The 12,343-nt window shown below is 37.8% G+C and carries 9 protein-coding genes and 1 pseudogene; 8 read left to right on the top strand and 2 right to left on the bottom strand.

Translation table 11 applies throughout. The annotated features are described in order from the left end of the window. Nucleotides 1-111: 111 nt before the first annotated feature. Both mutM and PQ474_RS15255 read left to right on the top strand, forming a co-directional pair. Nucleotides 112-923 (top strand): annotated as a pseudogene (gene mutM, locus PQ474_RS15260) (bifunctional DNA-formamidopyrimidine glycosylase/DNA-(apurinic or apyrimidinic site) lyase). Nucleotides 924-1,138: 215 nt separating this feature from the next. Beyond that, entirely contained in the window at nucleotides 1,139-1,990 is an 852-nt protein-coding gene (locus tag PQ474_RS15255; protein ID WP_273844964.1) for a hypothetical protein, read from the top strand. A gap of 29 nt (nucleotides 1,991-2,019) precedes the next feature. On the opposite strand, the gene PQ474_RS15250 is transcribed toward PQ474_RS15255, so the two are convergent. Together PQ474_RS15250 and PQ474_RS15245 are read right to left on the bottom strand one after the other, a co-directional pair. Continuing rightward, nucleotides 2,020-3,330 carry a globin-coupled sensor protein gene (locus tag PQ474_RS15250; protein WP_273844962.1) on the bottom strand — a complete coding sequence of 437 codons (1,311 nt, stop codon included), beginning with the start codon at nucleotides 3,328-3,330 and terminating at the stop codon, nucleotides 2,020-2,022. Between the two features lie 13 nt (nucleotides 3,331-3,343). Further along, nucleotides 3,344-5,083: a putative bifunctional diguanylate cyclase/phosphodiesterase gene (locus PQ474_RS15245; RefSeq protein WP_273844958.1), complete on the bottom strand. Its 1,740-nt coding sequence runs from the start codon at nucleotides 5,081-5,083 to the stop codon at nucleotides 3,344-3,346. 320 nt (nucleotides 5,084-5,403) lie between these two features. Here PQ474_RS15245 and allB point away from each other — a divergent pair, with 320 nt between their 5' ends. The 6 genes from allB to PQ474_RS15215 all read left to right on the top strand — a co-directional run bounded on the left by allB (nucleotide 5,404) and on the right by PQ474_RS15215 (nucleotide 12,312). Continuing rightward, nucleotides 5,404-6,771, top strand: coding sequence for an allantoinase AllB (gene allB, locus PQ474_RS15240; RefSeq protein WP_273844955.1), 1,368 nt, complete (start codon nucleotides 5,404-5,406; stop codon nucleotides 6,769-6,771). 137 nt (nucleotides 6,772-6,908) lie between these two features. Continuing rightward, a complete protein-coding gene (locus PQ474_RS15235) occupies nucleotides 6,909-7,808 on the top strand; it encodes an FAD binding domain-containing protein (RefSeq protein WP_273844954.1) in 900 nt (299 codons plus the stop codon). Next, nucleotides 7,792-10,065: a xanthine dehydrogenase subunit D gene (gene pucD / locus PQ474_RS15230; RefSeq protein WP_273844952.1), complete on the top strand. Its 2,274-nt coding sequence runs from the start codon at nucleotides 7,792-7,794 to the stop codon at nucleotides 10,063-10,065. Before PQ474_RS15235 ends, pucD begins: the two co-directional genes overlap by 17 nt. Before the next feature lie 11 nt (nucleotides 10,066-10,076). Beyond that, nucleotides 10,077-10,562, top strand: coding sequence for a 2Fe-2S iron-sulfur cluster-binding protein (locus tag PQ474_RS15225; RefSeq protein ID WP_390186167.1), 486 nt, complete (start codon nucleotides 10,077-10,079; stop codon nucleotides 10,560-10,562). 26 nt (nucleotides 10,563-10,588) lie between these two features. Next, nucleotides 10,589-11,650 carry an XdhC family protein gene (locus PQ474_RS15220; protein WP_273844950.1) on the top strand — a complete coding sequence of 354 codons (1,062 nt, stop codon included), beginning with the start codon at nucleotides 10,589-10,591 and terminating at the stop codon, nucleotides 11,648-11,650. Nucleotides 11,651-11,664: 14 nt separating this feature from the next. Further along, nucleotides 11,665-12,312 carry a nucleotidyltransferase family protein gene (locus PQ474_RS15215; protein ID WP_273844946.1) on the top strand — a complete coding sequence of 216 codons (648 nt, stop codon included), beginning with the start codon at nucleotides 11,665-11,667 and terminating at the stop codon, nucleotides 12,310-12,312. The last annotated feature ends 31 nt before the right edge of the window (nucleotides 12,313-12,343 follow it).

Raw genomic sequence — 12,343 nt, 5'->3', positions numbered from 1 at the left:
GAATAAGTCCTTTCAAAATGAATAGGGCTTTTTGTCGTATAGAAATTTGTATTTGTATGGCTTATGAAACAAATACTAAAACCAAATAAGTGTACGAAGGTGGTGTGGGGATTGCCGGAGTTACCTGAAATGGAAAATTATAGACGATTGTTAAATGAAAAGCTTAATGGTAAACGGATTACTCAAATTACGATTACAAGAGAGAAAACGATTAACACATCTGTGGAAGAGTTCACGAATGCAGTAGAAGGAAGAACCGTTGTAGCCATTGAACGCCGCGCAAAGCACCTTGTCTTTCATCTAGACTCAGGCAAAGGATTATTGCTGCATCTTATGTTAGGTGGTCTTGTGTATCTAGGGAATGTTAATGATAGTCCAGAACGTACGAAACAAGTAACGCTTTCCTTCGGTGAGACTCAACTATTCTTTATTGGTCTGCGCTTGGGCTATCTACACTTACTTTCAAAAGAGGAGTTAGAAGAACAGTTTAGAGATCTAGGCCCTGAACCGTTAGCTCCTTCTTTTACAGTAAATGAATATCACACGATTATGGCGAAGAGGAGAGGGGTTATAAAAACGACCTTAGTGAATCAAAAGATCGTGTCAGGCATTGGGAACCTCTACTCTGATGAAATTTGTTTTACAGCTCAATTACTCCCAAATAGACCAATGAATGAGTTGACTAAAGAAGAAAAAACGATGCTTTATACGAGTATTCAATCGGTGCTAAAAAGAGGTATTTCTCTTGGAGGGTATATCGATTTACCGGTTTATAAGGGTGATGTGCTCTAACGGGTGGGTATAATGACCATTGCTATGTATATGACCGGGAAGGTAAACCGTGTCCTCGTTGTCAGTCACCAATCGTCAAAGATACGATATCTTCTCGTAAAACCTTTTATTGTATTAAGTGTCAGCATTAAAATCGTTTAGGAAGAAAGAGGTAGAAATTATGAATAGAAACGGGCATCCTTTAACATGGATAATTGGAGCTTTGTAATAATAAATAATAGCGATACATGAACTCAAAATGCCTATTTATGGATTCCTTTAATCACTACTAGAAGTTACAGAGTCAATCGTATACTACTTTAACTGATCTTGAAAATAAACCTGCATAGAAAATGAGGTGTAACCCATGAAGCTTGACCGCCAAAAAAGAAAATATCCGTTTCTTTTTTTAGTTTTTGTACATAGCTTATTGGTGCTATACACCTTTTACAAAAAGAAAGATAGAAAGAGTTTATCTATCGTTTTATCGTCTTTTATTGGAATTGCTTATATTTTTGATTATGTGATTATAGCTATTTTTGGTGGTTATACATATAAGCCCAATATATTTAAAAAGAAGCCGCTAGACAAATATTTAGGATCGCTTTTCTCTCAGGGAGTGTATGTTCCTTTTACAGCATTGTTTATTACTGCTTTTCAGCTAGGTTGGAAGGTAAAGATTTTATTTGGTCTTTACTTCTCCATTATAGAAAACTTGTTTTTACGTTTAAATATATACAAACATCATTGGTGGCGTACGATTTATACATTTGTATTAATCGTACTCTCTTTTAAAGGAAATGATATTTGGTATGAGCAGCTAAAAAAGAAAAATCGAGCTGTCCTGTTTCTTTCACTTTATTTTATGATCCAAACGACTTGGCAGAACACCATGTTTGTTTTTACCATTTTTAGAAAGATCTTATACGGGAAAGGAAAGGTTAAAGATTTAAAAGAACACTTTAAACTAGCGCCACTCCATGGGATGATTCTTTCACTATATCTTGCCTGGCAAGTTAGAAGCCACCGTGCTTGGTCAAAAGGAAAAATGCTTCTTACCATGCTTATCGTAGATGTTTATTTAATGAGAAAAGGGGTAATGAGGGTCCAATCTGTTTCTCTGTTATTTATTAAATACACCATTATCTTCGTCTCTGCATCCATTTATCAACGTTTAATCTATACAGACATAGGTCCAGATGATAAACAACAAAGCTAGAATCAACAGGGATTCTAGCCTGAAATACGTTATAAATTTGAAGTAATATTTGTTAATTGATCAGAAGCTGCGGCAACATGTTCAGCAGCTTGGTTGATTTCCTCGAAAATTTCAGCTAGATTCTTCATCTCACCCGCAATTAGTACATTTTGATGTTTCATATCTTCCATCGATTTTAAAATGTCATCAAAGAAATGATTTGTTTGACTTGACTCAACCGTTCCTTTTTCAATGGATTTATTGTTTTCTGTGATTAATTCAGACATCGTGTTCGTATAGCGATTAATTTCGTGTACTAGGCTGGATACTTCTGCTACGGTATCCTTTGTGTTCTCTGCTAATTTTCGCACTTCACTTGCTACTACGGCAAATCCTTTACCATGTTCACCAGCTCGTGCCGCTTCAATTGAAGCGTTAAGAGCGAGTAAGTTGGTTTGGTCAGCTATTGAGGTAACGATTTGTGAGATTTGCTCTATTTTTTTAGAGGTTAAGATCAACTGTTCCATCTCATTTGAGATATTCTTCATATTGGCTTGTGTATGAATCATGATCTTCTCTAAGCTAATTAAACGATTCTTTCCATCTTTTGATTTAGCCTCTGTTAAAACAGCTATATTTGAACTCGATTCAGTCAGCTTTTTAATTTCATCTGTCTTAACTGAGATTTCTTGTAAGGAAGAACTTGTTTCTTCACTCACCGCGGCTAAGTCTTCTGCGTTTTTATTAACTGTAATTTTGATTTCATTCGTATGAGCTTCAGCTTCATTTCGAATTCTCTCGGTCTCAAGTTCGTAAGCTTCTAAAACAAGTTGCTGTTCTAAGTTTAAAATTTTTGTGACAGCGGATAGGGCCTTTTTAAATTCATCTTTGTTGATTGTATGTTGGTCAATAATTTCTACTAAAGAGAGCAACAAATCTTGAAATGCGCACATATACCATTTAGGTTGTAGGCCAATGCGGACATGAACGTGAGCAATAACATTACGTTGTTTAATGAATTCTTGGTTAATCCGACCACTAAACATTTCATAAATGTGACGGTTTAATGTTTTCTTCAGACGATCAATAGAGCTATTGTCATTGATAATTTTCATAAGGGAAGGCTCATTCGCTAAATTACTGTAAAATTGATTGACGATCTGTTCAAGATGTTCTTCAATTATAGGTTGAAACGTCCTAATGATCATTAAATCTTCCGTTTTCAATCCGATTATTTCCATTTGTTTTGTCACTGTACTATTTGTATCTACACGAATCTCTACTTGGTTGAGTTGAGTTTCTACAGAAGAAAGTAGACTATCTTTATTTTTCTCTGTTTTAAATGTAAAGAAATTACCCATTCTATGCACATCCTCATTCATGATTAGTTAGGAAAAAGCCCTCTTTGTGTTCAACTAAAAAAAGATCTAAAGCTGTTTCTGGCAATGGCTTACTAAATAGATATCCTTGTATTTCATTGCACTTTCTTTCTTTTAAAAGGGTTAATTGGTCCTGGCTTTCAACCCCCTCAGCTATGACTGAATAACCTAACGTCTGACTAACAGAAATAATCGCTTCAATAATCGCCAAATCCACAGGTTTATCATGAATATCTTTAACAAAAGCACGGTCAATTTTAACGGTGTTAATGGGCAAGTCTTTTAGATAATTTAATGATGAATAGCCTGTACCAAAATCATCGATGGCTATGTGTATGCCAATATCCTGCAAAGAGCGCAATACTTCAATAATATGTTCTGTATGTGTCATGGCTGTAGTTTCGGTTATTTCTAACTCTAGTAATGTAGCTGGCAAATTTATTTCAACCAAAATATCTTTTAAATGTTTTACAAAATTCGACTGTAATAATTGAATAACTGAAACATTTACAGAGATCCGGAGATTAAAACCTTGAGCATGTATATCTTTTGCTTTTAAACAAGCTGTTCTTAACACCCAATCACCAACAGTGTGAATGGCTCCAACCTGTTCCGCGATGGGAATAAAGGAAGCTGGTGATATCATTCCCTCATGAGGATGATGCCAACGAATAAGAGCCTCTAAACCGACGATTTCACCTGTTTGGATATTTACCTTTGGCTGGTAGTATAGCTCAAACTCATCCTTTTCAATAGCTTTTCTCAAACCGTACTCTATTTTAAGTCTCTCAACAATAATATCTTGTTGTTGCTCTCTATAAAATATATATCGGCTACCCGCCGTCTTTTTTGCACTAAACATAGCAATATCTGATTGCTTAAGTAATTCTTCGACACTTTGACCGTCCTTTGGATATAGGCTAATGCCAATACTTGAAGAAAGATAAATTTCTTTACCATGCAGTTGAAAAGGAGTAGAAATTTCTTGGATAATTTGTTCGGCAAGTTGTTGAACTTCCTCAATGCTTTCATAAGGATGAATGAAAGCAAATTCATCTCCACCAGTTCTAAAAATAAGTAGATTTTCTATGGTTTTGTCGCGTAGTCTTGTTGCAATTTCCTTTAACAATAGATCACCGAATGTGTGCCCGTATGTCTCATTGATCAGTTTAAAACGATCTAAATCTAGGTATAAAATCGCTACCTTTGGGTGCGTTTTCAATAAATATTTAGCTGTTTTATGTAATTTCAGGCTATTAGGTAATTTCGTTAATTGATCATGATAGGCAAGAAAGCGATAACGCTTTTTGCTTCGTAGTAAATCTTCCTCGATTTGTTTCTTAGTAGTGATATCAGTACGAATTGAAACATATTGATAGGGTTTTTGTTCTGAGTCTAAAAAGGGGACAATTGTGGTGTCCACCCAATAAAGTTCCCCATCCTTTGCTTGATTTCTTATTTCACCCTTCCATACTAATCCATGTTTAATTGTAGTCCACATCTCCTTAAAAAATTCTTTTGAATGAAGACCAGAATTAATGATAGCGTGGGATTGGCCAATAAGTTCATCTCTACTATATTTGGAAATATCACAAAATTTATCATTTACAAAAATAATAATTCCATTAGCGTCCGTGAAAGCTAGTATGGAAGATTGATCTAAAGCATACTTAGTGTCTATTAATTCTTTAGAGATTGAGGAATACTCGCGCAATGTATTTTGAGCTTCTGTCATAAAGTAATCTCTCCCGTTACATGCTAATTACAAACTTTATGGTTAATTAAACGTTTGTTTAGTACACGATTTTTTTGTATATGTCAATTATCGCACACTACATATTAGAGGAACTACTTCTTTTTTTTATGTCGATCCTTATCACCGTTGTAACTATTTTTATAGGGGAAACGTTTGTAAAAACTGTTCGAATATCATAAGAATTTACAGAAAATTCATTTTTTGTGGAATCTAATCTAACAAACTCGATGTATGGTTTAGTGAAATCATACAAAATAGATAAAACTAGCTACGTTATTTGGTTTTGGGGAGCGATGGAGTTGAAACAACTGTTAATTAGAGACGGAATGATTTTTACAAGCGATGGTTTTAAAAAAGGATCAATTGTAATTAATGATGGATTAATTGAAGAAATAGTACAGCAGGTAAAGATAAACGAACATCATTTTAGTAAGGTGATAGATGCAACTGATTCATGGATTTTACCAGGTTTTATTGATGCACATGTTCATTTTAATGACCCGGGAAGGGAAGAGTGGGAAGGCTTTAAGACGGGCAGTAGGGCTGCAGCTGCAGGAGGAATAACAACGGTTATTGATATGCCTCTAAATAGTAGTCCGTCTGCGGTGACGGCTCAGTTGCTACTTAATAAGCAAATACATCTTCAAGTACGGTCTGTTATTGATTATGGTTTATGGGCTGGGATCACATCAGATAATGTTGAGCACTTTGATGAACTCAAGAAGATGAATGATCAAGGCATTGTTGGGTTTAAAGCTTTTTTGTCAAACAGCGGAATCGAGGACTTTCCTGCCATTAAAAAAAATCAGTTACAGCAGGCTATGGGGACGGTAAAGAAGTTAAATTCGATTTTAGCTTTACATGCTGAGGATCAAGACCTAACAGAAGAAAGAACGAAGAAGTTAAAGGTTAATCGCCATGATCGACTTGCTTTTTTAGAAAGTCGCCCACAGCAGGCGGAGTATGTAGCTATTGAGCATGCATTAGGTCTAGCTGAAAAAACAGGAGCAGCTGTTCACTTCGTCCATGTTAGTTGTCCTGAAGCAATTGAATTAATTAATCATTATAAACAAAAAGGGGTAGATGTCACAGTTGAAATTTGTCCACACTATTTATTATTTACAGATGAGGACTTTATTAAAGTAGGTCCAATATTGAAATGCGCCCCCCCTTTACGTTCGGTTAATACAGTGGAAGAACTTTGGGAATGTATAGCTAAAGGTTGGGTTGATACGATTGGGTCTGATCATTCTCCGTGCCCGCTTGATATGAAAACGGTAGGAAATGACGACATTTGGAAAGCGTGGGGAGGAATTCAAGGTGTCCAATTTGCTTTTCCATTTTTATTAAGTGCAGCTTTGGAACGTGGGTTTTCTATAGAAGAGATTCTACCTTTAATGACCTCTAACGTAGCAAAACGGTTTCATTTACAATCTAAACAAGGAAAAATTGAAGTGGGACAACAAGCAGATCTGACTCTTTATCAACCAACAAATAAAAATAAGGTTAATAAATCTGACATCTTAACAAAGAACGATTACAGTCCTTATGAACAACTAGAAGCAAATGGGAAAATTCAAGCGACACTCGTTCGAGGAGAGCTTGTGTATGAAAGAAATAGCGAGTTTGATCCATCACTTTACGGACTTGGAATAAAACTAAATTAGTCGATGTTAACAAAATATTTGTTTGAATTTAGATGTTATAACCAATGACTCATAGCTCAACTCTCTTTACAATTATAAGAATATTTAGACTATATAGACTATCTAAAAGATAGAAAGAGGTGGCTGACTTGTTATCTATGCCGAAAATTTGGAGACCGGTTGATTTAAAGGAAGCCTGGGAGATTCAAAATGAACTCGGTCTAGGGAATTATTGTTACGTTGCAGGGGGTACTTGGTTACGAACACAGTGGGAAGCTAATCTATGTTCAATGTCACTGAATTTAATTAGCCTTGAAAACGTTAGTGAAATGACTGAGATACAAGAGCAAGTTTCAAATGGTAAGCATGAGATAATGATCGGATCTTCAGTAAGTCTTTATCGCTGCTTGAAAAGTACTTTATTGAATCAATATTTTCCGCCACTAGTTGCTGCCTGTAAAAAAATTGCTGCGCCATCGATACGTAACCAGGCTACGATTGGAGGAAATATCTATACTACAGCGGGAGACACGATTCCTTCGTTATTAATTGTTAAGGCTGAGTTGCTTTGGTTTAATGGGGTGGATATTGTAGCTGAACCGTTAGAACAATGGCTCATTACGCTTCAAGCTAACCAATTTAAGCGAGATAATCGAATATTAGTTGGTTTAAAAATGGCGACAGAAGAGGATGTAAAAGGGGCTTTTTTATTTTTTACGAAGGTAGGAAGAAGGGAAACGTTTACTTCCTCACTTGTATCGGTTGCTGGGAAGGGAACCTTAACGAGCGCTGGTTTTTTTCAAAATGTAACGCTCGCTGCTGGTGGAGGAGGGTATCCAATTAGGCTTTCAGAGGCTGAGTTAGAACTTGAGAATCAGTGCTTTTCTCCAACTTTGTTTCAACAAATTTACAAGTCAATTGTAGTCGAGTTTCAAGCAACAGCCGATCCATTTGCATCTGCAGATTATAAAAAGGCAGTTGCGGCAAATTTGATTACCAGTGAGTTATATAAAATAAGTGGTCAGCCAGGAGGTGAGCAGCGTGTGGTTGGATCGTAATTCAAGTAAAGAAAATTGGAAGGTTAGGCCAGATGGAAAAGAGAAAGTAACGGGCCAACTTCGCTATTTAACTGATTTGGCTTTTCCCGATATGCTTTTTGGGAGAGTGTTAAGAAGCGGAATTCCGCATGCGCGAATAAAGTCAGTGGATGTAAGTGGAGCGCTCCAATTCCCTGGTGTATTGGCTGTATTGACACATCATGATATACCTGGTTTGAATGGATTTGGTATAAGCAACCCAGATCAGCCAGTTTTCACTGAAGAATGGGTTCGTTATGAAGGGGATGCCATTGCGGCTGTTGCAGCTATTTCAAAAGAAGTGGCCGAGAAAGCATTGGAGCTCATTCAAGTTGATTACGAGGAACTACCGATCGTAGATACACCAGAAAAAGCATTAGAACCTGAAGCACCCTCTTTGCATGTGGACGGGAACATTCTCCATCAAACCATTTTTAAGAAGGGAAGCATTGATAAAGGTTTTGCTGAAGCGAGCCTTATTATTGAAGAGACGTATACGACACCTCGACAAATGCACACGTATTTAGAGACAGAAGGTGGAGTCTTTGTCCCGAATGAAGACGGAAGATTAACTGTGTATGCCCCTACTCAACACGGGTATAAAGACCGAATGCAACTAGCTCGTATCCTAGGTCAACCGGAGGAAACTATTCGTATTATCTCAAGTCCTATTGGAGGCTCGTTTGGTGGAAAGGACGAACTGAATGTTCAGCCATACGGAGCCTTGTTAGCTTTACAGTGCGGTAGGCCTGTAAAAATGCATTTCTCAAGGTGGGAATCTGTTACAGCTGGTTTAAAACGTCATCCAATGAAGATAAAAATGAAAACAGGTGTGGACCAAAGAGGGAAAATACTTGCACACAAAGTGGAAATACTTTCTGATACCGGTGCGTATTCAACCCTCGGTGGGCCGGTACTAAACTTTGCAACGGAGCATTCAGTTGGTCCTTACTTGATTCCTCATGTCGACATAAATGGAAAAGCTGTTTATACAAATAACGGGGTATCTGGCGAATTTCGCGGATTCGGAGGCAATCAAGTCATTTTTGCTTTAGAAGGTCAACTCGATCGAATCGCTGAGAAATTAAAAGTGGATCCATGGGAGCTAAGAAAAATCAATTTGCGTAGAAAGAACGATCTCGGTCCGCTCGGTCAACGGATTGTGCCTACTGAAGGGCCGAACCAAGTCTTTGAAACTATTAAACAATCTTCATTATGGAAAGAAAGAGGGAAAAAACAAACCGAACATCCGTGGATAAAAAAGGGGATTGGGCTAGCTTTGGCCATGCATGGTTCTGGTTTAGGTTACGGCATTCCTGACCATGCAGGGGGAACGATTCGCTTAAACAAGTATGGGGAAATTGAGGTCGCCTTTGGTCATGAAGAGTTTGGGCAAGGGCTTCTAGCGACATTAGAAATTTTACTTTTAGATCATTTTCAGTGCAACAAAGAAGACATTAATATCATTATTGGTGATACGGATTTAGTACCTAAAAGTGGTTCATCGACAGCGTCCAGAACAACGAATATGGTTTGGCAAGCTTTAAACCGGTTGAAGGAGCCGTTTTTAACATTACTATTTGCCAAAGTTAGTGCTTTAACAGGATATGAAAAAGATGCCCTGAAAACAGGGAGGGAAGGAATTTGGACACAGAGTACAGAGAAAGTAAATGAAAGATTAGTAATGACTTATGCAGAACTCGCCCAAATGGGGGAAACGTTTGAATGTTCAACTGAGTTTCATTACCCGGTTACACCTGACCCGATTATGGGAGGGCATTACCTTTATACGAGTACAGCTGTCATTGCCGAAGTAGAAGTAAATCAGCTTACTGGAACGGTCGTCGTGAAGCAAATGGATCATACTATTGCGGCGGGGCCGGTCGTGAATCCAATGGGTTATTTAGGACAGATTGAGGGTGGTAGTATTATGGCTTTAGGTTTTACACTCACGGAAGATGCGGTGATGAGTGCAGGAAAATATGTAACGAAAAACCTAGATACGTATTTAATTCCTACCATTTTTGATGTGCCTGAACAGAACGGAGTCATGGCCATAGAGGAGCTACCGACAGATGATCAGTTTGGTCCACGTGGAGTGGGGGAAATTGGCTCCGTTGCTTTGGCTCCTGCCATTGTCGCTGCCATCAAAGAAGCGACAGGTATATGGGTAACAGAATTACCTATTAAACCAGAACGTTTAATGAAGCCATTTATGAATGAGGTTGTTCTAGGATAGGGGAGAAGATCATGAACGAAAAAAGCAATGTTCAAGAGGCCTCTAAGTTTCTTTTATCGATGGAGTTAAATGGAAATTCGATAAATGTAGAGGTGGATCCTTCACGGCGGTTAATAGATATTATCCGAACCGATATGGATTTGACGGGAACAAAAGTATCCTGTGAAGTGGGAAGGTGTGGGGCTTGTATGGTTTTAATTAATGGTAAGCAACACAATTCCTGCTTAACGATGGCCTATCAGTGTGAGGGGAAAAAAGTGACTACGATTGAAGGAATAAGTGAAGAGAAAATAGACCCGATTCAGCAAGCTTTCTTGGAGGAGGGTGGCTTTCAATGTGGTTACTGTACACCAGGAATGGTCGTCTCCTTAAAAGCGCTACTAGAAGAAAATCCAAACTCAAGTTTTGAAGAATTAAAAGAGGGGGTATCTGGAAACCTCTGCCGTTGTACAGGGTACGGTGGCATTTACCGAGTATTAAGACGCTTGACAACTTAACTGTTAAAGGAAAGGAGAAAAGTATCATGAGAGAGTTTTATAACTACCTTAAGATATTAAAAAGTAATCAAAAGAGCTCTGGAGTAATAGCGACAGTGATTGAGGTTATAGGTTCTAGTTATCGCCATGAAGGGGCTAAGATGCTCTTTTTACAGGATGGCTCTCAACATGGACTCATAAGTGGTGGTTGTCTGGAAGAAGACTTAAAGATTCAAGCAGAAGAAGTAAAAACGCATCAGATCTCGAAAACAATAACGTATGATTTGCAGTCAGAGGATGATATGGGCTGGGGCCAGGGGGCGGGCTGTAATGGGAGAATTACTGTGCTACTTGAGCCTTTTCAATGGCAGTCTATATTTTTAGAGATTATGAGTGAACTAGAGAATGGGCATGATGTGATTTCAATACGAGGGATGACGGGTGAATTTGCGGCTGTTCGTCTATTTATTACGATGGAAGGAAACTGGGTTGATTCAAGTAATCTGGTAGATCTCTCATCGATGGAAAAATATATTCGTGAATTTAAATTAAATAATCAATCTGTAGCAATTCGATATGTTGATGAATATCAATCATCCTTTATAATGGAGCTTTTTGAAGCTAAAGAGAAATTATTCATATTTGGTGCAGGTCCTGATGTTGAACCAATTGTTAGAAGAGCGGCTGAATTTGACTTTTTACCTGTTGTCATTGATCCAAGGGAGAGTAGGTGTAATGCGGTCAACTTTCCTGATGCCGCATGGTTAGTTAATGAGCATCCTGAAAGGTTTCTAGACGATAATCAGGTTGAGGTGAATAGCTATGTGTTGATTATGACTCACAGTTTTACAAGAGACCAACAGCTAGTTACCTATTTTTCAGAAAACAAACCGAAATATCTAGGTGTCTTAGGACCTAAACGAAGAACAGAAAGATTGCTTTTCCCCAAAAAAGTGCCTGAATGGTTTCATTCTCCTATTGGAGTGGATATTGATGCTGAAGGAGCAGAAGAAATTAGTGTTAGTATCTTAGCGGAGTTAATTCAAGTTCGAAATCGGCAGAGAGCGCTGAATAAGAAGAGGAAAAGAGTGAAATCAGAAGCTGTTTAATAGGGTGTGAGTAAATGGAGAAACAAAAAATAAGTGCCGTTATACTAGCAGCTGGTCAATCTACACGGATGGGACAGACGAAGCAACTATTAAAGCTAGGAGATAAGTGTATTCTCGAGCATGTCATCGACCAATTACTTAAACAAAAATTTGATCAAATTATCGTTGTACTTGGTCATGAAGCTGAAAAAATTAGAAAAAGCATACCCAAAAAACACACAAAACATTTATATTACCTCTTCAATCACCAATACCGGCTTGGACAGAGTACTTCTTTCTTAACCGCCATTCGTAATGTGCTACCTAGTGTTAACTCAGCGATGTTTTTTCTAGGGGACCAACCGTTTATCAAAGAAATAACGATAGAAACTCTATTGAAAAAAGGAAATAAAATGATGCAAGTGGATGGCTCTCCATTTGTCATTCGTCCTTACCATCATGATTTACCGGGTCATCCTATTTTCATCGGGAACTTTAGAAAATGTGACTTTTCAACAGTTGTAGGTGATGAGGGAGGCAGGTCGTTGTTTAAATCAACAAAAAAAGAAGCGATTTTAATAGAGGACCCAGGTATTTTGTTTGATATTGATACACCTGCAGATTACTTGGAAGCCCTTAGGAAGGTAGAGCGGTTAAAGCGAGTCAGTTATGGAGGCTACTAACAAGGCGAACATTTACCTTTTCTAGTAGCCT

It is taken from the genome of Halalkalibacter alkalisediminis (assembly GCF_028610705.1).
Classification (GTDB): Bacteria; Bacillota; Bacilli; order Bacillales; family Bacillaceae_D; genus Halalkalibacter; species Halalkalibacter alkalisediminis.
Note: the sequence above shows the minus strand (reverse complement) of the source record. Positions and strands in the feature narration are given on the sequence as shown.

Excerpts from the sequence above, each read along its gene's own strand:
- PQ474_RS15255 (WP_273844964.1), top strand. The coding sequence starts at position 1,139 with ATGAAGCTTGACCGCCAAAAAAGAAAATATCCGTTTCTTTTTTTAGTT.
- PQ474_RS15250 (WP_273844962.1), bottom strand. The coding sequence starts at position 3,330 with ATGGGTAATTTCTTTACATTTAAAACAGAGAAAAATAAAGATAGTCTA.
- PQ474_RS15245 (WP_273844958.1), bottom strand. The coding sequence starts at position 5,083 with ATGACAGAAGCTCAAAATACATTGCGCGAGTATTCCTCAATCTCTAAA.
- PQ474_RS15235 (WP_273844954.1), top strand. The coding sequence starts at position 6,909 with ATGCCGAAAATTTGGAGACCGGTTGATTTAAAGGAAGCCTGGGAGATT.
- PQ474_RS15225 (WP_390186167.1), top strand. The coding sequence starts at position 10,077 with ATGAACGAAAAAAGCAATGTTCAAGAGGCCTCTAAGTTTCTTTTATCG.
- PQ474_RS15220 (WP_273844950.1), top strand. The coding sequence starts at position 10,589 with ATGAGAGAGTTTTATAACTACCTTAAGATATTAAAAAGTAATCAAAAG.
- PQ474_RS15215 (WP_273844946.1), top strand. The coding sequence starts at position 11,665 with ATGGAGAAACAAAAAATAAGTGCCGTTATACTAGCAGCTGGTCAATCT.